This is a genomic window from Mesobaculum littorinae, assembly GCF_004011175.1.
Taxonomy (GTDB): Bacteria; Pseudomonadota; Alphaproteobacteria; order Rhodobacterales; family Rhodobacteraceae; genus Tranquillimonas; species Tranquillimonas littorinae.
In genome coordinates this window covers 296,155-318,138 of record NZ_RQXX01000002.1, presented here as the reverse complement: position 1 = coordinate 318,138, position 21,984 = coordinate 296,155, and the positions used below count along the sequence as shown (strand labels likewise).

Sequence of the window (21,984 nt, the reverse complement as noted above, 5' to 3'; positions counted from 1 at the left end):
CCGCCTTTCGGCGATACCCGCCGTCGCAAGACAGGGAGGGAACGTCGTGTTCCGTAACGGGATAGTGTCCAGCAAAACCGGATAATTACGGTTTTTTGGCCGTAATGTCGCCCTCTTTACCATCCATCTAAGGACTTGAGGTAAACCGCCCCCGTCCCGAGACAGATGCGTGCGGAGGGCGGACAAAAGCGGGACGGCCCGCATCGGACGCGGTCGCGGCCGGAATTTACGAGGATCGTGAGGCTATGGCGAGTAACGTGGCAGTGCAGAGTGATCCCGACCCTATCGTGGCCTGCACGGTGTGCCGGGACATCCAGAATTTCGACCTGCTGATCGAGGACATGGAAACCGAGCTGGGCGAAGGCTGGGGCGATCTCGGCTTTGCAGACGCGGCGGTGTTCCTCGACCAGCCCGACGCGGACCACCTTGAATTCATTGCCATCGCGATGGACGAGGACGACGAAAGCAACGTGACCACCATCGCAGCGCTGATCAAGACCGCCGTGGCGCGCGACATCAAGGTCGTGGTGATCGCGGAAGAGGTCAGCCCGATGGTGCTGCACCAGCTTCTGCGGCTGGGCGCCAAGGAATTCGTGCCCTACCCTCTGCCCGAAGGCGCGCTGCACGAGGCCATCGACCGCCTGCGCGCCCCTGTTCCGGCGGCGCCGGTCGTGTCCGACGACCATCAGCCAAAGCTGAAATCCAAGGGCGACTGCGACGGCGTGGTGATGCCGGTGCACGGACTTTCGGGCGGCGTCGGCGCGACGACCTTCGCCGTCAACCTCGCGTGGGAGCTGGCCAACCTCGGCGGCGATCCGGCGCCGCGGGTCTGCATCCTCGACTTCGACCTGCAATACGGCTCGGTCGGCACCTATCTCGACCTGCCCCGACGCGACGCGGTGTTCGAGCTTCTGTCGGATACCGAGCAGATGGACAGCGACAGCTTCATGCAGGCGCTGCTCAGCTTCAACGACAAGCTGAGCGTGCTGACCGCCCCGGCGGACATGCTGCCGCTGGACATTCTGAACGCCGAGGATATCGAGCGGGTCATCGAGATGGCGCGCGCCAATTTCGACTACGTCATCATCGACATGCCATCGACGGTCGTGCAGTGGACGGAAACGGTGCTGAACGCCGCCCATGTCTATTTCGCCCTGATCGAGCTCGACATGCGGTCGGCGCAGAACACGCTGCGGCTGGTGCGCGCGCTCAAGGCCGAGGATCTGCCGACCGACAAGCTGCGCTTCATCCTGAACCGGGCGCCGAAGTTCACCGACCTGAACGGCAAGAGCCGGGTCAAGCGCCTGGCCGAAAGCCTCGACATTTCGCTCGACGTGCAGCTGCCCGACGGCGCCCGGCAGGTTCTGGAAGCCTGCGACCATGGGCTGCCTCTGGCGGAATCGGCCAAGAAGAACCCACTGCGCAAGGAAATTCACAAGATTGCCGTCTCGGCGCACGATCTCAATCGTGCCCAGGCCAAGGCCGGCTGAGGGAGGGGACGCAGATGTTTTCCCGCTACAAGAAAAGCCAACCCAAGGGCGACGATCCGGCGCCGAAGCCGCTGAACGTCGTGTCCAAGGCGGCCGCGGTCAAGTCTGCGCCCCCGTCGCGCCCGGTGGCGGTGCCCGACCCCCTGCCCGACACCCGTGACAGCACCGAGGCACCGCAGGCGGCACGCCGCGGGATCGGCAGCGCCGCCCGCCAGACCCGCCAGCCGGCCAAGGCCGCCCCCGTCGACCGCGATCGCAAGCGCAAGGAGCGGCTGGGCGACATCAAGGTCGAACTGCACAAGCGGCTTCTGGACAACCTCAACCTCAGCGCGCTGGAAAGCGCCGCCGAGGCCGACCTGCGCGCCGAGATCACCGCGATCTCGTCCGAGGCGCTGGAGGAGCTGGGCGTCGTCCTGAACCGCGAAGAGCGGCAGAACCTGATCCAGGACCTCTACGACGAGGTGCGCGGCCTCGGCCCTCTCGAGGCGCTGCTCAAGGACGAGACGGTCAACGACATCCTCGTCAACGGGCCGAACCAGATCTTCGTCGAACGCAACGGCAAGCTGCAGATCACCGACATCACCTTCAAGGACGAACGCCACCTGCTGCGGATCATCGACAAGATCGTGTCGGCCGTGGGACGCCGCGTCGACGAATCCAACCCCTATGTCGACGCCCGACTTGCCGACGGATCGCGCTTCAACGCCATGGTCCCGCCGATCGCGGTCGATGGCAGCCTGGTGTCGATCCGGAAGTTCAAGCAGGACAAGCTGGCGATCCAGGACCTGGTGAACTTCGGCGCCTTCACCGAGGAGATGGCGCTGTATCTCGAGGCGGCGGTCAGCACCCGGCTGAACGTCATCGTCTCGGGCGGGACGGGGTCGGGCAAGACCACGACGCTCAACGCGCTGTCGAGCTTCATCGACAACTCCGAGCGCATCCTGACGATCGAGGATACGGCCGAACTTCAGCTGCAGCAGACGCATGTGGGCCGGATGGAAAGCCGCCCCGCCAACGTCGAGGGCAAGGGCGCGGTCAGCCAGCGCGACTGCCTGCGCAACGCGCTGCGGATGCGGCCCGACCGCATCATCGTGGGCGAAACCCGCGGCGAGGAAGTCATCGACATGCTGCAAGCGATGAACACCGGCCACGACGGGTCGATGACCACGATCCACGCCAACAGCGCCCGCGACGGGATCAGCCGGCTTGAAAACATGATCGCCATGGCGGGGATCGAGATGCCGCTGAAAGCGGTGCGCAGCCAGATTGCCAGCGCCGTCCACCTGATCGTGCAGGTCAGCCGCCTGCAGGACGGGTCGCGCCGCATGACCTCGATCACCGAGGTGACGGGAATGGAGGGCGACGTGATCTCGATGCAGGAGGTGTTCCGCTACCAGCGCGTGGGCCTGACGCCGGACAACAAGATCCTGGGCCATTTCACCGCGACGGGCGTGCGCTCGCATTACTCCGACCGCTTCAAGATGTGGGGCTACAACCTGCCCGCCGAAGTGTTCGAGCCCTTCAACCCGGGACGCTGATCCATGATCATCTCTGCCGAACCGCTGATCTACGGCCTGATCTTCGTGGCCGTGCTGGTCCTGGTCGAAGGCCTCTACCTGACGGTCTTCGGCCGGTCGATCAGCCTTAACAGCCGCGTGAACCGCCGTCTCGAGATGCTCGAGAAGGGCAAGGGCCGCGAACAGGTGCTGGAGCAACTCCGCAAGGAGATGAGCCAGCACATGAAAAGCCAGAAGATCCCGGTCTATGCCCTGCTGGCCGACAAGGCGCAGAAGGCCAACATCGCCTTCACTCCGACGCAGCTGATCATGGTGATGGTCGTGCTGGGCACGATCGCCTATGTCTGCCTGACGCAGGCCACCAGCGCGGGCCTGGGCGTACGCCTCGCCGTGTCGGTCGCGATGGGCGTGGGCGGCGTCTACGTCTGGATCAACGGTAAGGCCAAGAAGCGGCTGGGCATGATCGAGGAACAGCTGCCCGACGCCGTCGAACTGATGGTACGCAGCCTGCGGGTTGGGCACCCCTTTTCCTCGGCCATCAACATCGTCGCCAAGGAGGTCCCCGATCCGCTTGGGTCGGAAATGGGCGTCATCGCGGATGAAAGCGCCTATGGCCGCGACGTGGGCGAATCGCTCAAGGCGATGGCCGAGCGGATGGACATGCAGGATCTGCGCTTTCTCGCCGTGGCGGTGACGATCCAGCAGCAGTCGGGCGGCAACCTGGCCGAGATTCTCGACGGGCTGGCCAAGGTCATCCGCTCGCGCTTCAAGCTCTTTCGCCGGGTCAAGGCGATCACGGCCGAGGCCAAGTGGTCGGGGATGTTCCTGTCGGTCTTCCCGCTGCTGGCGCTTGTCGCGATCAACGTGCTCAGCCCCGAATACTACAACGAGGTCAAGGAGACGGTGTATTTCATCCCGGCCTGCCTCGTCGTCGCCGCCTTTCTCGTCGTCAACATCTTCGTGATGAAGGCGCTCGTGAACATCAAGGTCTGAAGGAGCGTCGCCCATGGAGGCCGTGAACCGGATACTGATCGACATGCTCGGGCCCGCGGGACCGCTGATCGCGGTGGGCGGACTGGGGCTGGTGCTGATCCTTGTCACCCTGCCCATCCTGCTGAAACGGCAGTCCGATCCGCTGGACAAGATCAAGGCCGCGCGCACCTCGGACACCGTGCGCAGCGACGATCACAAGGCGCTGCGTCGTGGTGACAGCGGCGACAAGCTGGCGAAGTACTCGACCTTCCTCGAACCCAAGAACGAGGCGGAGTATTCGGCGGCCAAGCTCAAGCTGGTGCGCGCGGGCTACCGCAACAAGAACGCGGTGCGGATCTTCCACTTCGCGCAGTTCGCCCTGGGCCTTGGCCTGCTTGCCGTGGGGGTGATCTACGTGATGGCGCGCAATGCCGCCTCGGAGGTGCCGATCGGCACGCAGGCGATGATTTTCGCCATCCTCGGCCCCGGGCTGGTCGGCTACATGCTGCCCAAGTACTGGGTCACGAAGCGGCTTCAGAAACGACAGGAAGAAATCACCAACGGCTTTCCGGACGCGCTGGACATGATGCTGGTCTGCGTCGAGGCCGGGCAATCGCTGGACCAGTCGATCATCCGCGTCGCCCGCGAGATCCGCGCGGGCTATCCCGCGCTGGCCGAGGAATTCGAGATGGTGAGCTTCGAGATCAAGGCCGGCAAGGACAAGATCGCCGTGCTGCGCGACATGTCCGAACGCTCGGGCGTGAACGACGTGGCGAGCTTTGTCACAGTGCTGATCCAGTCGGCGACCTTCGGCACCTCGGTGGCCGAGGCGCTGCGGGTCTACGCGGGCGAGATGCGTGACAAACGCGTGATGCGCGCCGAGGAGAAGGCGAACACCTTGCCCACGAAGATGACCCTTGCCACAATGATGCTGACGGTGCCGCCGTTGCTTATCATCCTGCTCGGTCCGTCGATCTACAGCATCGTCGTGACTTTGGGCGAGTTTGCCATGTGAGGGTTCGGCCTGCGTACCACGGCTTTGCTTCTGCTTCTCCTGGCCGCCTGCGGAAACGCGGGCGGTCTTTCGCGTCAGGGCCTGGGCCCCTATGCGCCCCAGGGTGTCGATCCGGCCGAGGACAGCGTCGACGGGCTGCTGGTCGGTCACCGGCTGATGGCGGCGGGGGAGTACGAGCTTGCGCTCAAGGCCTATTACCGCGGCGCGGCCGAGCACGGCACCAATGTCGACGTGCTGTCGGCACTGGGGTCGGCCAACCTTAAACTCGGGCGGCTGGGTCAGGCCGAACGCCTGCTGCGCCGCGCGGTCGAGAAGGACGAAACCTTCGTGCCCGCGTGGAACAACCTCGGCGTCGTGCTGATGGAACAGGGCGAAACGGCCGAGGCCGCGCGGGTCTTCCGTCAGGCCTTCGCGCTCGACAGTGGCGAAAGTGACGACATCCGGGACAATCTGACCCTCGCGCTCGCCAAGCTGGAAAAATCCGACTACGCTCAACCGCAAAACAACTTCGCCCTCGTGCGGCGCGGGAGCAGCGAGTACCTGATCCTGTCCACACCCTGAGGCGGGGGAGACCCGAGCAGGACAAGGACACCACAATGCGTCCGAACATCCCTTTGATGCTCTGCCTCGGCGGAGCGATGGCGCTTGCGGCGTGCCAGAAATCCGGCGACGCCGAGGTCGAGCGCGCGATGAAATCGGTCAACGTGATCGACGAAAGCAACCTCAACGACATCATGCTGACCGTGGCCGACCCGAACGAGGCGGTCGCCTATTTCAAGCGCACCGCGGCCGAGAATCCCGGGCGCCTCGATCTGCAGCGCGGGCTGGCGAAATCGCTGATCCGGGCCAAGCGCCCGACCGAGGCAGTATCGGTCTGGGGGCGTGTCAGCGCCACGCCCGAGGCCACCGATGCCGACCGCGTGGCCTATGCCGACGCGCTGATCCGCGCCGGCGACTGGCAGCGCGCCGAGGCGACGCTGGACACCGTGCCCCCCACCTTCGAAACCTACGAACGCTACCGGCTCGAGGCGATGATCGCCGACAGCAACAAGGAATGGACGAAGGCGGACAGTTTCTACGAAACCGCCGTGGGCCTGACGACCAAGCCGTCGGGCGTGCTGAACAACTGGGGCTTTTCCAAGCTGTCGCGCGGCGACTACGCCGAGGCCGAGCGTCTGTTCGGCGAGGCGCTGACCTATGACGACGACCTCTTCACCGCCAAGAACAACATGGTCCTGGCCCGCGGTGCCCAGCGCCGCTACGACCTGCCGGTCGTGCCGATGAGCCAGGTCGAACAGGCGGAGCTGATGCACACCATGGCCCTGTCGGCAATCAAGCAGGGCGATGTCGAGATCGGCAAGGGTCTTCTGCGCGAAGCGATCGACACCCATCCCCAGCATTTCGAGGCCGCGGTGCGGGCGCTGCGCGCGCTCGAAGGCAACGTGGTGAACTAGGCGCATGGCCCTGCCCAGCTACGCGGCCCTGTGGTTTCTGCCCTTCGTCCTGCCGATCTGCCTTTGGGTCGCCTGGAGCGACATGGCCCGGATGAAGATCCCCAACCTCGCCTGCGGGGCGCTGGTCTTGGTCTTCCTCGTCGTGGGGCCCATCGCGCTGCCGCTCGGGCTTTGGGGATGGCAGTGGGTGCACCTGGCGGTGATCCTCGCGGCGGGGTTCGTCGCCAACCTTGCCGGGGTCATGGGGGCGGGCGACGCCAAGTTCGCCGCCGCCGCGGCGCCCTTCGTGCCGCTGCCCGACGCGATGCCGGTGGTCTATCTGCTGGCCGCGGTCCTTTTGGCCGCCTTCGCCGCGCATCGCGCCGCGCGGGCCCTGCCCGCCCTGCGCAACCGCGTGCCCGAGTGGGAAAGCTGGACGCGGCGGGATTTCCCGATGGGCCTGCCGCTGGCGGGCACGCTACTTTTCTACCTCATCCTCGCCGCCGCGCTCTGAGGCGCGTTCGAAGACGATGTAAAGCGCGGTGCGCGTCACCTCGCGCAAGCGTTCTCCCCGGTCGTCCAGCGCGGTCAGCCAAGCGACCCGCGTCTCGGGCGACAGCGGACAGAGCGGCACCACCAGGTAGCGCGCCTGCGCCCATCCGGGCGTCCCGCCGTAGCTCCATGGCGCCGCGCCCCGCACCGGCAGGATGCGCCCGTCGAAAAGCCACAGCGCGCTTAGCAGGTCGGCCACCACGACCTCGGCCCCCGGGCCGCCATAGCCGCGAGAGCCCAGGTCCCGCGCCATGCTGCGCAGATAAAGCGTAAGGCCCGAGGTCAGCGCGCAATCGGGCAGCGCCGCCCCATTCACCATCGCAGGCGCGTCGCGGTCGCCCAGATCCGCGACATCCGAGACCCCGGGCCCCGGGGTAACGACGTTGTAGCGCAGGGCCTGCGGCTCGCTGCTGTAGAAATCGTCATGCGGCGGGTTGCGCGGAAAGATCGGCACCCATGTCGTGTCGCGCGTCATCAGCGTCAGAGGGCTGGTCGCCATGTTGAGATAGGAGGGCGCCGCCAACGCAAAGAGCGCCGCGATGATCGCCGCGCCCGCCATGCGCAGGGCGCCGGTGGGATCCTCCTCGGCGGACCAGGGCGCCAGCGGGATCAGCAACAGGCCCAGCAGCAGCACCCATTGCGGATCATTGCCGAAGTTCTGGTAGGTCACGAAGAAGAAGCCCGGCAGCAGCAGCAAAAGCCCCAGCCCGTAGGGCGCGCGGTCCGCATTCCCCTGCCGCAGCAGCACCACCGCGGCAAAGCCCAGCAGCGTGCCGGGCAGGAAGGCGGGACCGCCCAGCACCGTCGACAGCGGATACGTGGGATAGCTGCGTATCTCCGACCCCGACACCGCGGTCAGATCGCCCAGGTAGGCGCCCCAGTAATCCGGGCCCAGCCAGGCCGTCAGCGTCAGGCAGGCCAGCGCCGTGACCGCCAGCGCCACGGCAAGCGTCCGCCATGCCCCGCGCAGCAGCAGCATCACCACGATGGGCGGTGCGAAGGCCAGCACGTAGGTCACCTTGATCAGGCCCAGCGCCGTCATCGCGGCACCGAGAACCGCACCGTCGATCCCGTGGCGCGGCCTTTCCCCGCGCGGCGGCAGAAACGCCGTGCCGACGGCGAGAAACCCCAGGGCCCAGGCCCAGCGGTTGTAATGCATCGAGGCCGAGAATGCCGTCTCGGCCTGCCCGTGAACCAGTGCCAGCGACAGCACCATGATGGCGGCGGCGAAAAGAATGCCCCAGTAGCCGGGAAACCGGCTCCACCCGATCCAGACGGCGGGGACCAGAAGCACCGCGGCGACCAGGATCTGGGCATAGACGAAGGCATGGCCGATGCCCGTCCCCGCCTCGACGAACAGCGCCAGCGGCAGGATCGCCAGGTCGCCGATCGGGGTGACGAAATCCAGGTGCGGCCGCTGCCCGGCCGCCATGCGCATCACCAGGTCGACAAGGTGCAGGCTGTCTCCGTCGTAGACGTCGACGTAAAGCCCGCCCATCGACAGCGTCAGCCCCGCCATCGCGATGCCGATCGTGGCCGTCACGGCCAGTAAAATGACCGGATTTGGTCTGCGCATCCCTGCCCCTGTTCCATTTTTTAGCCACACTAGCCGGGCAGGTTCGACGCGACAAACATTAGCGCCCGGGGCGCCCCGCCTAGGCCCGCGACCGCGGCGCGGGGATCACGCACGGGCAGACGGAGCAGCCGATGACCCTGACCCCCGCCCCCGTCGTGGCCCCCCCGGTGCCCCGCAGCCTTGAGGAGATGCAGCTGCCGCGGGTGATGATGCGGGACATCCTGCTCAAGACCATGTTCCGCCAGACCCTCGAACACGTGTCCGAGATCGCGCGAACGATCTGCCTGCCGGTGCAGGTCACGCAGGAGCTGGTGGACCAGGCCCGCACCCAGCGGCTGGTCGAGGCCAAGGGCACGCTGCACGCCACTTCCTCGGCCGAGATGGCGTACCAGCTGTCGGACGCGGGCAAGGAACGCGCGCTCGACGCGCTGGGGCAGTCGGAATACTACGGCGCGATGCCGGTGCCGCTGGACGTCTACCGCGAACAGGTCAAGCGCCAGTCGATCCGCAACGTGCAGATCACCCGCCGCCAACTGACCGAGGCGATGGGCCACCTGATCCTGCCCGACAGCCTGCTGGACCACCTCGGGCCCGCCGTGGGGTCGGGCCGGTCGATCCTGATGTACGGCCCCCCCGGCAACGGCAAATCCTCGATCTCGAACGGGATCCGCGATGCCCTGGGCGACAAGATCTATGTCCCCCGCGCGATCGAGTACGCGGGGCAGGTGATCACCATCTACGACCCCATCGTCCACTCGGCCGCCGAAACGGACGAGGAGGACCCCACCCAGCTGCGCCGCCGCACCCGGTTCGACACGCGTTACGTGCTGTGCGACCGGCCGACCGTGGTGACGGGGGGCGAGCTGTCGCTGTCGATGCTGGACCTGGTCTACAACCCGACGGCGCGGACCTACCAGGCGCCGCTGCAGCTCAAATCCACCGGCGGCATCTTCATCGTCGACGACCTTGGCCGGCAGGAAGAGCCACCGCAGGCGCTGATCAACCGCTGGATCGTGCCGCTGGAAGAGGGCAAGGACATCCTCGCCCTGCAATCGGGCGAGAAGTTCACCGTGCCGTTCGATACGCTGGTGATCTTTTCCACCAACTTCCACCCGAACAAGATCTTCGACCAGGCGGCGCTGCGCCGGATCTTCTACAAGATCAAGATCGACGGCCCCAGCCAGGCGGATTTCCTAAAGATCTTCGCTCTGATCGCGAAGAAGAAGAAGATGCCGCTGGACGAGGCGTCGCTGGTCTACCTGCTCAAGCGGAAATACCCCGAGATCGACAATGTCTATGCCAACTATCAGCCCGGGTTCCTCGTCGACCAGATGATCTCGATCTGCGACTTCGAGGGCATCCCCTACCAGATGTCGCCCGAGCTGATCGACCGCGCCTGGGCCAACCTTTTCGTCGAGGACAGCGAGATCCTGCGATAGATCGCCCGGGGCGGCGCGATCGCCGGGCGCGCCGCGATTGCCCGCGGGCATCGTGGGCCCCATATCTGGGGCATGACCGCCCTGCCCCCCAAGTTCGACACATGGTTCGCCTCGAAGGGCTGGACCATCCACCCGCACCAGGCCGACATGCTGGCGCGCGCCGCCGACCCGTCGCTGCTGCTGATCGCGCCCACCGGCGGCGGCAAGACGCTGGCCGGTTTCCTGCCCAGCCTCGTCGAGCTGGCCGACGGGCACGAGGGGCTGCACACGCTCTACGTCTCGCCGCTGAAGGCGCTGGCCGCCGACATCCGCCGCAACCTGACCGCGCCCATCGACCAGATGGGGCTGGATATCCGGGTCGAGGATCGCACCGGCGACACCTCCTACACCCAGCGGCGGCGGCAGCGCGCCGATCCGCCGCACATCCTGCTGACCACGCCCGAAAGCCTGGCCCTGCTGCTGAGCTACGAGGACGCGCCGCGCATCTTCCGCGGCCTGCGCCGGGTGATCGTGGACGAGATCCACGCGCTCGCCGAAAGCAAGCGCGGCGATCAGCTGATGCTGGGGCTGGCGCGGCTTCAGGGCCTCGTGCCCGACATGCGCCGCGTGGGGCTGTCGGCCACGGTCGAGGATCCGGCCGCCATCGCGTCCTTCCTCGCCCGCCATCCCGACCCCTGCGACATCCTCTATGCCGATCCGGGGCCCGAGCCCGACATTGCCATGCTGCGCACCGACGCCCCCCCGCCCTGGGCGGGCGGCGGCGGGCGCTACGCAATCCCCGCGGTGCTAGAAGAGGTGAAAAAGCACAAGACCACGCTGATCTTCCACAACACCCGCGCACAGGCCGAGATCTTCTTTCACGAACTCTGGCTCGCCAACGAGGATGACCTGCCCATCGGCATTCACCACGGCAGCCTGTCGCGCGAACAACGCGCCCGGGTCGAGGCGGCGATGGTCGCGGGCCAGCTGCGTGCCATCGTCTGCACCGGCAGCCTGGACCTTGGCATCGACTGGGGCGACGTGGACCTGGTAATCCAGGTGGGCGCGCCCAAGAACGTCAAGCGGCTGGTGCAGCGCATCGGCCGCGCCAACCACCGCTACAACGCGCCGTCCAAGGCGCTGCTGGTGCCTGCCAACCGGTTCGAGATCGTGGAATGCGTGGCGGCCCTTGCCGCGGTGCGCGAACGCGACCTCGATGGCGACCCGCGCGGCCCCGGCCCCCGCGACGTGCTGTGCCAGCATATCCTGATCGCCGCCTGTTCGGGCCCCTTCGACGCCGACGACCTTTACCGCGAAATGAAGTCCGCCGGGGCCTACGCAAGCCTCACCCGCGCGCAGTTCGACGACTGCCTCGATTTCGTGGCCACCGGCGGCTACGCCCTGCGCGCCTATGATCGCTGGCAGCGACTGATGGAGCGGGACGGTCAGTGGCACCTGCGCGACCCCCGCGCGGCGCAGCGCATCCGCATGAACATCGGCACGATCATGGACACGGATCTGGTCAAGGTACGGATGCGCGGCCGCGGCGGCGGCCTTCTGGGCGAGATCGAGGAAGGCTTTGCCGCGACCCTTACCCCCGGAGACACCTTCCTCATGGGCGGCCAGATCGTGCGCTACGAATCGATGCGCGAAATGGTGGTCGAGGTCACGCGCCGCGCCGACAAGCCGCCCAAGATCGCGGCCTACATGGGCACTAAGTTCGCCACCTCGACGCAGCTGTCGCAACGTATCCTGACGATGTTCCGGCAGGACGACTGGCCCGGGCTCCCCGCCCACACCGCCGAGTGGCTGGCGCTGCAGCGCCAGCGATCGCACCTGCCGCAGGCCGACCGGCTGCTGGTGGAAAGCTTTCCGCATGACGGCCGCCAGCATACCTGCGTCTACGGCTTTGCCGGGCGCAATGCGATGCAGACGCTGGGCCTTCTCGCGACCCAGCGGATGGAGCGCGAGGGCCTGCACCCTATGGGCTTTGTCGCCACGGACTACGCGGTGCTGATCTGGGGCCTCGACCGGGTCGTCGACCCCGCGCCGCTTTTCGATCCCGCCAACCTGCGCGAGGATTTCGAGACCTGGCTGGGCGGCAACGCGGTGATGAAGCGCACGTTCAAGGCCTCGGCCACCATCGCGGGGCTGGTCGACCGGGTAACGCGTCCCGGCGAACGCCGCACCGGCAAGCAGCAAAGCCTGTCGGCCGAGATCCTTTACGACACGCTGCGCCGCTACGACCCCGACCACCTGATGCTGCGGATCACGCGGGAAGAGGCGTTGAAGGGCCTCGTGGACTACGGACGGATCGAAGAGATGCTGGCCCGCACGCAGGGCCGGATCGATCACGTTGTGCTGGACCGGGTGACGCCCCTGGCCGCGCCGCTCTTCCTCGAACCCGGGCGCGTCCCGGTCGAGGGGGCGGCGACCGAACGCCTGCTGGCCGAGGAAGCGCAGGCGGTGATGCAGGCCGCGGGGCTGGAGGACGGCGCGGCGCCGCTTGCCTCGCTCGCGTCGGGGCTGTCGCTGCGGTGAAGATCAGGGCGATGGGGCACGACGGCAGCGGCCTCGGAAACCGCGGCGTGGCCCGAGCCCCGGACGGTCACCGCGGCGGGGTCCGGGACGGGCGCCCTGCCGCGCGCATCACGCGGGGGCTTGCCCCGGCGGCCGCTCTACGGCACGAACAAGGCATGAACGGTTTCTCCTTCACCCTGCGCGGCGCGCGGCTTGTCGCCACGGGCAGCGGCGCGCTTCTATGGCCCGAGGCCGGGCTGATGGCCGTGTCGGACCTGCACCTGGGCAAGTCCGAACGCTGGGCGCGGCGGCGCGGCACCCTGCTGCCCCCCTACGAGGTGCAGGATACGTTGGCCCGCCTTGCCGCCGACATTGCCCGCCACGCCCCCGCGCTGGTTCTCTGCCTTGGCGACAGCTTCGACGACGATGCCGCGGCGGTGGCCGTGGCGCCGGCGGTCACCGACCCGCTGGCGCGGATGCAGGCGGGGCGGCGGTGGCTCTGGATCACCGGCAACCACGATGCCGACACCGCGGGCCCCGGGGGCGAGACGGCTGGCGAGGCGCAGCTCGGGCCCCTCACCTTCCGCCACATCGCCGCGTCCGAGGCCGAGGGAGAGGTCTCGGGCCACTACCACCCCAAGGCGCGGGTGGCCCTGCGCGGGCGCAGCCTCTCGCGCCCCTGTTTCCTGTTCGACGCCGCGCGGCTGATCCTGCCCGCCTATGGCACCTATACCGGCGGTCTGCGCTGGACCGATCCGGTGCTGCAGAACCTGATGGGGGACGAGGCCTGCGCGGTCCTGACCGGACCCACCCCGCATGCCTTTCCGCTGCCGCGCCATCAGGCCCGCCGACGCGCCTGACGCCGGGCCTGACGCCGCGGCTGATGCCCGCGTCGCGCAGGGTCGGGCCACGATGGTCAGGCGGTCAGGCCCTCGGGCTCGGCCAGGCCGTTTTCGCGGCAGCAGGCCGTCACGGTGTTGGCCAGAAGGCAGGCGATGGTCATCGGGCCAACCCCACCCGGGACGGGTGTGATCGCGCCCGCAACCTCGCTCGCGCTGGCGAAATCGACATCGCCGACCAGCCGCCCCTTTTCCTTGCCCGGCTCGGGCTCCAGCCGGTTGATGCCCACGTCGATGACGCAGGCGCCGGGCTTCAGCCAGTCGCCCTTGACCATCTCGGCCCGGCCCACCGCGGCCACGACGATATCGGCCCGCTTCAGATGCGCCTGCAGGTCCTTCGTCTTGGAATGGGTGATCGTGACGGTACAGCGTTCGTTCAAAAGCAGCTGCGCCATCGGCTTGCCGACGATGTTCGACCGGCCGATCACCACAGCCTCGAGCCCCGCAAGGTCGCCCAGCCGGTCGCGCAGCAGCATCAGGCACCCCAGCGGCGTGCAGGGCACCATGCTTTTCTGACCAGTCATCAGGCGGCCGGCGTTCTGGATGTGAAAGCCGTCGACATCCTTGCGCGGGTCGATCGTGTTGATGACCTTTTCGCTGTCCATGTGGCCGGGCAAGGGCAACTGTACCAGGATGCCATGCACCTTGGGGTCGGCATTCAGCGTCTCGACCAGATCCAGAAGCTCCTGCTCGGACACGTCGTCGTTCAGACGATGCTCGAAGCTTTCCATGCCGACCTCGCGGGTCATGCGCCCCTTGGAGCGGACATAGACCTGGCTCGCCGGATCCTCGCCCACCAGAACCACGGCAAGACCCGGCGTGACGCCGGCCGTCTCTTTCATCCGCGCGACCTCGGCCGCGACCTTCTCGCGGATATTGGCGGCAAAGGCCTTTCCGTCGATGACATCAGCGCTCATGCCCTGCTCCTCCTTCAGCAGCAATGTATACATGGGGTGGTATCGAAGGCCGGTGCAGCAAGCAAGCCTGCGCTCCGCCCGCCCGTCCCACACGATCACGCAGCCGTGTATGAAACCGAATCGCTTCAACGGCGTTGTGGATGCAACAGGACGGAGTCAAGAAATGCTTAACGCCACGCTCGCCATCCACGCCGGTTTTCTTGCAGGTCTCGGTCTCGCAGCGACCATCCTGCTGGCCTGATCCGCCGGTACCAGTCGACCCAAGACTGATCGTTCCAAGACGCCGGGCCAGCAAAGGCCCGGCGTTTTCCTATTTCGGCACGCCTTGCGAAGCAGACACAGCCGTCACTCCGCCATGACAGGGGCGGCCTGTCCGGTCCACGCTCGTTGCTCTGGCACGAAAAGGCGCAGCGCGTCCCCGATCCGCAGCCGCCCGGGACGTTCGACCCAAGCAACCACGCCGCGCCGCCCCTCGGCCACCCTCTTGAAGGCCTTGCCGTGGCCCGGATGCGCCTCTTCGATCGACATCGCGGGAAACTGGCATGGCCCATTCAGCAGATCGACGGTCAGAGTTGTCCCGTCCTCGGACTGCAGGCGCGACGAGGGCGGCAGGTGGGTAAAATCCCTCAGCCCTTCCACCACCACCGAGGCGCCCAACCAACGCGGATCAATGGCGTCGAGGTCGAGGTCGGCGGCGATCCCGGCCAGCTCTTCCGCGCTCAGGATCGACAGCTGGCGGGTGTTCCGGATCTCGGTTCCGCGGGGATAAAGGTTCTTCACCCGCGAACAGGACGGGCGGGTCAGGCCTGCATGCACCTCGGCTGCATACCCCTCCCACCCCAGGGTCATCTCGTCCAGCGCGACACCATCGATGGGCGCCCGGTCGCGGTTCGGCACCGTGCCCAGCCATGTGATCCGGGCCGCGAGGCCAGTGTCGACAAGCGTGGGCATAGTGAGGCTCCTTCCCCTAGGGTGACGCGACTATTCCCAATCCGTTCGTGAAGGGCAAGCGGCCAAGGGTGGGCGGGTCAGCACGAAGGACAGACGCCGGACAGGGCAGAAGGCCGCGCGTCCCGTGCCACGAGATAGACCCGGCCAAGGGCGTCGTCGTAGATCGCAAGGGAGGCGAAGATGACCGCAGTCGCCAAGTCTCTGGTAATCCACCGCATCGCGGACCCATTGGTGAAGCGGTGGGGCGGGCGCAGGCCGAGACGTCGCGCCCAGGACGCAGCCCCGCGCAGCAGAGGTCCAGCCGGAACGCGCCATCACGCATGAGCCGCGGCCCAGGTCAGTAAAGCCCCCGGGAAAGCGCGGGGGTCAAGCGCAGTTCAGGGACCGGCCATAGCCGTCGGGCGGCCAATCGGCCTTAGCTTCTGATGCACCGGTACGTGGCACGTAAGGCGACGCGAATACCCTGTCGCCCCCCGAAACGAAAACGGCCCCGCCTATGGGGCGGGGCCGTATTGAGCCGGTCCGACTTCAGGCCGAAGGTTCGGGGTTCAGGCCCCCATCGCTGGGCGGCTTCGGCTTCGAGGTTTTCGGGATCGCCGTGATCGAGGGCGTGTTCCCCTGATCAGGGCGATCATCCTCGTCATCACCGCGGTTCAGGGGCTCGCCCGCGATGACCTTCAGGATTTCGTTGCCGGTCAGGGTCTCGTATTCCAGAAGACCCTGCGCCAAGCGATGCAGATCGTCGCTTTTCTCCGTCAGGATGCGCGTCGCGGTCTGGTAACCTTCGTCGACCAGTTCGCGGACGGTTGCGTCGATCCGCTTCTGCGTCTCTTCCGAGTGGTCCTTGCCCGAGCCGTAGGAGCCCAGATAGCTTTGCTGTTCGTTGGCGTAGTCGACATAGCCCAGCTCTTGCGCAAAGCCGAACTGGGTGACCATCGCGCGGGCGATCTTGGTCACCTGCTGGATGTCCGACGCGGCGCCCGAGGTGACGTTCTCGTTTCCGAAGATGATCTCTTCGGCCACGCGCCCGCCCATCGCCATGGCGATCTTGGACTTGTACTTGGTCAGCGTCACCGACAGCTGGTCACGCTCGGGCAGCGACAGCACCAGGCCCAGGGCCCGGCCGCGCGGGATGATCGTCGCCTTGTGGATCGGGTCGTGCTGCGGGACGTTCAGGCCGACGATGGCATGCCCGGCCTCGTGATAGGCGGTCAGCTTCTTCTCGTCCTCGGTCATCACCATGGACCGGCGCTCCGAGCCCATCATGACCTTGTCCTTGGCGTTCTCGAAATCCTCCATCGTCACGAAGCGGCGGCCGACGCGCGCGGCCATCAGGGCGGCTTCGTTCACGAGGTTGGCGAGATCGGCGCCCGAGAAACCGGGGCAGCCACGGGCGATGATGCGCAGATCGACGTTGGGGCCCAGCGGCACCTTGCGGGCGTGAACGCCCAGGATCTTCTCGCGCCCCTTGATGTCGGGGTTCGGGACCTGCACCTGCCGGTCGAAGCGGCCCGGGCGCAACAGCGCGGGGTCCAGCACGTCGGGGCGGTTGGTGGCCGCGACGATGATGATGCCCTCGTTCGCCTCGAACCCGTCCATTTCGACCAGAAGCTGGTTCAGGGTCTGCTCGCGCTCGTCGTTGCCACCGCCGTAGCCCACGCCACGGCTGCGCCCAACGGCGTCAATCTCGTCGATGAAGACGATGCAGGGCGCGTTCTTCTTGGCCTGTTCGAACATGTCGCGCACGCGGCTGGCACCGACGCCCACGAACATCTCGACAAAGTCCGAGCCGGAGATGGTGAAGAAGGGCACGCCTGCCTCGCCCGCAACGGCGCGGGCCAGCAGCGTCTTACCAGTGCCCGGAGGGCCCACCAGCAGCGCGCCTTTCGGGATCTTGCCGCCAAGGCGCGAGAACTTCTGCGGGTTGCGCAGGAATTCGACGATCTCTTCCAGATCGTCCTTCGCCTCGTCGATGCCCGCGACGTCGTCGAAGGTCACCCGCCCGTGCTTTTCGGTCAGAAGCTTTGCCTTGGACTTGCCGAAGCCCATCGCGCCACCGCGTCCGCCGCCCTGCATCCGGTTCATGAAATAGATCCAAACGCCGATCAGCAGGATGAATGGCAGGAAGGTCATCAGGATCGTGGTAAAGCCCGACTGCTCCTGCGGCTTGGCGTTCACGGTCACGCCCTGGTCGATCAGGCGGTCGGTGATGTCCGCCCCGTCGGGCTGGATCGTTGCATAGTCGTTGCCGTCGTTTCCGCGGAACATCACCCGCTCGCCATCCAGCGTGACCGACGACACTTCGCCGTTGTCTACCGCCTCGACGAAGTCGGAGTAGCTGATCGAGCGGGACGAGATCGAGTTCTGACCGCCGGAAAAGAGGTTGAAGAGCGCCAGTATCAGCAGAAACAGGACGACCCAGAAGGCGATGTTGCGCGCGTTGCCCAAGGAATTCTCCTATGAAAGTCGCGCCCGGTCGAGAGCCCCGCCAGGCGTTGGTCCTAAGATAAGGATCGAGACGCTCACTTCAATGCGATAACAGATAGGCGGTAAAATCGTCGCGGTTCTTCGCCAGAACCGCGCGCCATGCGGTCCCGAGCCCCGCCAGAGGGGCGGCAATGACGACGTTTTCGCACCAGACCGCCGGGGCGGCCAGCACCGTTTCGCGCGGGATGCCCGCCGCGCGCCAGGTCGGACACTGCCGCAGCCCCGCAGGCCCCAGCGCGCGAATCGCCATTCCCGTGGTGTCGCCCACCCCGCCGGGCGCCCCGTCGGAGGCCCGCAGCAGCCAGCGACCATCCCAGATCGCCCCGGGCGTGGCGGTGCAGCCAGCGACGGCCGCGTATTCGCGCGTCAGCCGCAGCTCGTCCCCCCGAATTCGCATCAGCACACCGCCGAGCGTCGCCGCCCCCTGCCCCGCAAGCGCGGCGCGGGCATGGTCCAGCGCGGTTTCACGCGGGCCGTAGTCGCCCCCGGCGATCCAGCCGATGGCCCCGCGCAGAACCCGTCGCTGGATACCGTCAGGCGTACGCGCCAGCCCTGCGAAGTCGAGGATCACGTCGCCGGCCTCGGTCCGGCCGATGGCGCCGAAAATCTCGGCCGTGACGGCACGCAGGGTGTCGCGGGCTTCGGCCATGTGGCGAGCGGTCTGTGCCAGCCCCGCGGCGTCGATGCCCAGCGGGGACAGGTCGCGCAGGGCATGGCGGGCGCGGCTGCGCAGGTAGGCGGGATCGTCGTTGCTCGGATCGTCAACCCAGTCCACCCCGCGGTCGCGCAGCCACTGCCGCAGGTCGGCGCGGCCGGCGAACAGCAGCGGCCGGTGGAACCGCGCGCCGTCGCGGTCGAATTCCGGCGCCATGCCGGCCAGACCGTCGACGCCGGCCTTTCGTGAGAGGCGCATCAGCAAGGTCTCGGCCAGGTCGTCGCGGGTATGCCCCAGCGCAATGTCGGACAGGCCCCGCTGCCGGGCCCAGTCGGCCAGCAGCGCATATCGCGCCCGTCGCGCCGCGTCCTGCAGGTTGCCCGGGGGCCTTTCACGCCAGGTCAGGGTGGTGTGATCGTGGCCCAGCCGCGCCGCGGCCCGGGCAACGCCTGTGGCCTCCTCCGCCGATTCCGCGCGCAGCCCGTGATCGACCGTCGCGACGGAAAGCCGGACCCCAGCCTCCCCCGCCCAGTCCGACAGCATGTGCAACAGGGCCATGGAATCGCCACCGCCCGAAACGGCAATGCCGAGCCGGGCGGGTGGGTCGGGGTCGAAATGGGCGCCCGCCTGCCGGGTCAGCGCATCGGGCGCCACGGCCCGGCCTAGGAGCAGCCCATGTTGGCGCGGGCGGTCTGCGCCTCGACCGAGGCATCGCTTTGCGGAAAGCGGTTCGACACCTCGCCCAGCGTGACACAGGCGTCGGGGCGCTGGTCCAGCTGGTCCAGCGCAAGCCCGAGGTTCAGCAGCGCCCGCGGCGCGCGCGGCCCATTCGGCGCGCCCGAGAAGGATTCGAGATAGGCGCGCGCGGCGTCTGACGTATTGCCGAGCTTGGACAGCGCCTCGCCCCGGTAGTAATGCGCGTCCCCCGTCAGGGGGCCGCCCGTGTAGGTCGTGGTAAAGGACGCAAAGAGGTCAGCGGCGCCTTGAAAGTCACCGGAGTCGAGGGCCTCCTTCGCCCGATCAAAGTCCGCCTGTTCCGACATTGCAAGTTCGGCACCGCCGCCCGACCCGGCGGGGGGCGTCGCGGGGGCCGGGGCCGCCGTGGGCGCGGGTGCAGCGCCCGCGTCACCGCCCAGCGTGGGCGTGTCGCCGAGGCTGCCGATATCGCAGCCCTCCTCAAGCTCGCACAGCCGGAATTCAAGATCGCCGATCTTGTTCGTGCCGTCGCTGACGACCCGGTCGATGCGATACTGCATCTCCTCGGCCTCGCCCGTCAGGCGCGAAAGCTCGGCCTCCATCCGGTCGACCCGGTCCAGCACCGACGTGCCCTGCAGGTTCATGTCGGGCGCGCCGGTCGTCGACAGCTCGCGTTTGAGCCGCTGCACCTCGACATAGAGAACCTGCAGTTCCTGCCGGATATCGGCCAGCGTCTCGTCACTGGCCTCTGTCTGCGCCTGTGCCTCGGGCACGGGCGCGACAGGCACCGCCGCGAGGCCTAGCGAGAGGATCAGGGCCGCCTTGGGCAAATGTCGGATCATCATGGGCCTCCGTTCGGGGGTCGGGATCAGCTCGTCAGGCCGCCGGCGGCGACGACGGTCACGGCACGGCGGTTCTTGGCATAGCATGCCTCGTCCGAGCAGACCTCGATCGGGCGTTCCTTGCCGTAGGACACCGTGCGAAGGCGGGTCGAGGGCACGCCCTGCGCGATCAGGAAGTCCTGCACCGCGTTGGCGCGACGCTCGCCCAGGGCGAGGTTGTATTCCCGCGTGCCCTGCTCGTCGGCGTGACCTTCGACGATGGCGGTGAACTCGGGGTTCTGCATCAGCCAGTTCGACTGCGCGGTCAGCGTCTCGCGTGCCTGCGGCGACAGGGTCGAGGTGTCGACGGCGAACAGCACGCGGTCGCCGATGGTTTGGTTGAAATAGGCGGGCGTGGTGGGGTCCAGCGCGCCGCTGGTCACCTGACCCATGCCGGCGCCTGCGCCCGCGCCATAGGGGTCGGTGCCCATGCCGTCCGCGCCGCCGGCGCCAAAGCGGTCGGGGTTCGAACAGGCGGCGAGCCCGAGGGTGGCGGTCAGCACGATGACCTTACCGATATGTTTCATAGTCAGTATCCTGTGCGAAAATTCTCTGCCCTATAAGGCGAGGAGTGTATCATTGACCAGAGCCGGAGGGAACGCCCCCGCTTATGGCAGAAGCGGCGACCACGCGGGGTCCGACGCCGCACCGTCGACCGGCACACGCTTGAGGTTCCGGCCCGAGACATCGACCGAGTAGAGCGCCGATTCACCGCCCGCCCCGCTGGTTTCCCGGGTGAACATCAGCACGCGGCCATTGGGTGCCCAGGTCGGCCCCTCGTCGAGGAAGCTGGCCGTCAGCAGCCGCTCTTCCGAGCCGTCGGTGCGCATCACGCCGATGTGGAAGCGGCCCGCGTTCTGCTTGGTAAAGGCGATCAGGTCACCGCGCGGCGACCAGACGGGGGTGCCGTAACGCCCCTCGCCGAACGAGATCCGCCGCGCCTCGCCCCCGTTGGCGGGCATGATGTAAAGCTGCGGCGTGCCCGAGCGGTCGGATTCAAAGACGATCTGGCTGCCGTCGGGCGAATAGCTGGGCGCGGTCTCGATCGACGGCGCGGTGGTCAGCGCCTCGGGCGCGCCGCCCGGACGCAGGCGATAGATGTCGGTGTTGCCGTTGTCGCTGAGCGAGAAGATGATCGTCCGACCGTCGGGCGCGTAGCGCGGCGAAAAGGTCATACCTTCGGCCGGAACGGGCAGCGCCGTGCGGCTGACGGTGCCGACGTCGAGTTCGTAGATCTTGGGGAACCCGGTTTCGTAGCTGGTATAAAGCACCCGGTCGCCCGAGGGCGAGAAGCGCGGCGCCAGCACGATGGTCGAGCTGTCGGTCAGGTACTGCACGTTGGCGCCGTCGTAATCCATCACGCCCAGCCGTTTCTGGCGGTCGTCCTTGGGCCCGCGCTCGGACACGAAGACGACGCGGCTGTCGAAATAGCCGCCCTCGCCGGTGATCCGGCTGTAGACCGCGTCGGCGACCTTGTGCGCGATGCGGCGCCAGCCGTCGCTGGTGCCGTTGAACTGAAGCCCCTCGCCCAGCTGGCTTTCGGCGAAGACGTCGAAGAGGCGGAACTTTACCGTCAACTGGCCGTCGGGCGTGGCCGACACGGCGCCGGTGATCAGCGCCTGCGCGTTGATCGCCTTCCAGTCGGCGTAGGAGACGTTGGAATCGAAGCTCGACACCTGCGTGATGAAGGCGTCGCGCGGCAATTCGCGGAACAGGCCCGTGCCGGTCAGGTCCTCGGACACGACGCGGGTGATCCGGTCGGCCCATTCCTGCGCGGCGGCGTTTTCGGCCACGAAGGTGGGGATCGCGAAGGGCAAGGGTTCGATCACACCTTCGGTGATCTCGATCCTCAGCGGTCCGGGGCTGTCCTGGGCCACGGCGGGGGCACCTGCCGCGGCAACGGAAAGCGCGATCAGGGAGAGTAGTGTCTTCATGCGGGTCCTCGCAGTCATCGGGCGCATTAACGTGTCCTTCACTCTTCCGTTCCAGTGTCGTGCAGGTCCCG

At 67.3% G+C, this 21,984-nt stretch carries 19 protein-coding genes; 11 read left to right on the top strand and 8 right to left on the bottom strand.

What is annotated here, in order from left to right; genetic code table 11:
- The first annotated feature begins 245 nt into the window (after positions 1-245).
- From EKE94_RS06260 to EKE94_RS06230, 7 genes are read left to right on the top strand one after another with little or no spacing between them, the layout of a single operon-like run.
- Complete coding sequence (locus EKE94_RS06260; protein WP_127905747.1) at positions 246-1,490, top strand: AAA family ATPase; 1,245 nt, start codon at positions 246-248, stop codon at positions 1,488-1,490.
- A gap of 14 nt (positions 1,491-1,504) precedes the next feature.
- A complete protein-coding gene (locus EKE94_RS06255; RefSeq protein ID WP_235855915.1) occupies positions 1,505-3,028 on the top strand; it encodes a CpaF family protein in 1,524 nt (507 codons plus the stop codon).
- A gap of 3 nt (positions 3,029-3,031) precedes the next feature.
- Positions 3,032-4,000 (top strand): type II secretion system F family protein, encoded by a 969-nt coding sequence (locus tag EKE94_RS06250; protein WP_127905746.1) that lies wholly within the window; start codon positions 3,032-3,034, stop codon positions 3,998-4,000.
- A gap of 13 nt (positions 4,001-4,013) precedes the next feature.
- Positions 4,014-4,994 (top strand): type II secretion system F family protein, encoded by a 981-nt coding sequence (locus EKE94_RS06245; RefSeq protein WP_127905745.1) that lies wholly within the window; start codon positions 4,014-4,016, stop codon positions 4,992-4,994.
- Between the two features lie 24 nt (positions 4,995-5,018).
- On the top strand, positions 5,019-5,555 hold the full coding sequence (locus EKE94_RS06240) for a tetratricopeptide repeat protein (RefSeq protein WP_235855914.1): 537 nt from the start codon (positions 5,019-5,021) through the stop codon (positions 5,553-5,555).
- A gap of 35 nt (positions 5,556-5,590) precedes the next feature.
- On the top strand, positions 5,591-6,448 hold the full coding sequence (locus EKE94_RS06235) for a tetratricopeptide repeat protein (RefSeq protein ID WP_127905744.1): 858 nt from the start codon (positions 5,591-5,593) through the stop codon (positions 6,446-6,448).
- 28 nt (positions 6,449-6,476) lie between these two features.
- Positions 6,477-6,941: a prepilin peptidase gene (locus tag EKE94_RS06230; RefSeq protein WP_407940885.1), complete on the top strand. Its 465-nt coding sequence runs from the start codon at positions 6,477-6,479 to the stop codon at positions 6,939-6,941.
- On the opposite strand, the gene EKE94_RS06225 is transcribed toward EKE94_RS06230, so the two are convergent.
- Entirely contained in the window at positions 6,906-8,555 is a 1,650-nt protein-coding gene (locus tag EKE94_RS06225) for a hypothetical protein (RefSeq protein WP_127905742.1), read from the bottom strand. The genes EKE94_RS06230 and EKE94_RS06225 overlap by 36 nt on opposite strands.
- 131 nt (positions 8,556-8,686) lie before the next feature.
- On the opposite strand from EKE94_RS06225, the gene EKE94_RS06220 reads away from it, so the two are divergent.
- The 3 genes from EKE94_RS06220 (at position 8,687) to pdeM (ending at position 13,353) form a co-directional block, all read left to right on the top strand.
- Positions 8,687-9,994 (top strand): P-loop NTPase family protein, encoded by a 1,308-nt coding sequence (locus EKE94_RS06220; protein ID WP_127905741.1) that lies wholly within the window; start codon positions 8,687-8,689, stop codon positions 9,992-9,994.
- A gap of 72 nt (positions 9,995-10,066) precedes the next feature.
- A complete protein-coding gene (locus tag EKE94_RS06215; RefSeq protein WP_127905740.1) occupies positions 10,067-12,514 on the top strand; it encodes a ligase-associated DNA damage response DEXH box helicase in 2,448 nt (815 codons plus the stop codon).
- A gap of 155 nt (positions 12,515-12,669) precedes the next feature.
- On the top strand, positions 12,670-13,353 hold the full coding sequence (gene pdeM / locus EKE94_RS06210) for a ligase-associated DNA damage response endonuclease PdeM (protein ID WP_127905739.1): 684 nt from the start codon (positions 12,670-12,672) through the stop codon (positions 13,351-13,353).
- Between the two features lie 56 nt (positions 13,354-13,409).
- On the opposite strand, the gene folD is transcribed toward pdeM, so the two are convergent.
- Positions 13,410-14,309: a bifunctional methylenetetrahydrofolate dehydrogenase/methenyltetrahydrofolate cyclohydrolase FolD gene (folD, locus tag EKE94_RS06205; RefSeq protein ID WP_127905738.1), complete on the bottom strand. Its 900-nt coding sequence runs from the start codon at positions 14,307-14,309 to the stop codon at positions 13,410-13,412.
- 109 nt (positions 14,310-14,418) lie between these two features.
- Between folD and EKE94_RS19045 the strand changes: the two genes are divergently transcribed.
- On the top strand, positions 14,419-14,550 hold the full coding sequence (locus tag EKE94_RS19045; protein ID WP_268878274.1) for a hypothetical protein: 132 nt from the start codon (positions 14,419-14,421) through the stop codon (positions 14,548-14,550).
- A 104-nt stretch (positions 14,551-14,654) separates the two neighbouring features.
- Here the strand turns inward: EKE94_RS19045 and EKE94_RS06195 are convergent, their stop codons facing one another.
- The 6 genes from EKE94_RS06195 to tolB form a co-directional block, all read right to left on the bottom strand.
- Complete coding sequence (locus EKE94_RS06195; protein WP_127905736.1) at positions 14,655-15,260, bottom strand: MOSC domain-containing protein; 606 nt, start codon at positions 15,258-15,260, stop codon at positions 14,655-14,657.
- Between the two features lie 528 nt (positions 15,261-15,788).
- Entirely contained in the window at positions 15,789-17,708 is a 1,920-nt protein-coding gene (gene ftsH, locus EKE94_RS06190; RefSeq protein WP_127905735.1) for an ATP-dependent zinc metalloprotease FtsH, read from the bottom strand.
- Positions 17,709-17,787: 79 nt separating this feature from the next.
- On the bottom strand, positions 17,788-19,056 hold the full coding sequence (tilS, locus tag EKE94_RS06185) for a tRNA lysidine(34) synthetase TilS (protein WP_235855913.1): 1,269 nt from the start codon (positions 19,054-19,056) through the stop codon (positions 17,788-17,790).
- An 8-nt stretch (positions 19,057-19,064) separates the two neighbouring features.
- Entirely contained in the window at positions 19,065-19,940 is an 876-nt protein-coding gene (gene ybgF, locus EKE94_RS06180; RefSeq protein ID WP_127906301.1) for a tol-pal system protein YbgF, read from the bottom strand.
- A gap of 26 nt (positions 19,941-19,966) precedes the next feature.
- Positions 19,967-20,506, bottom strand: a complete 540-nt coding sequence (gene pal, locus EKE94_RS06175; protein ID WP_127905734.1) for a peptidoglycan-associated lipoprotein Pal — start codon at positions 20,504-20,506, stop codon at positions 19,967-19,969.
- An 81-nt stretch (positions 20,507-20,587) separates the two neighbouring features.
- On the bottom strand, positions 20,588-21,913 hold the full coding sequence (tolB, locus tag EKE94_RS06170; RefSeq protein WP_127905733.1) for a Tol-Pal system beta propeller repeat protein TolB: 1,326 nt from the start codon (positions 21,911-21,913) through the stop codon (positions 20,588-20,590).
- Between the last annotated feature and the right edge of the window lie 71 nt (positions 21,914-21,984).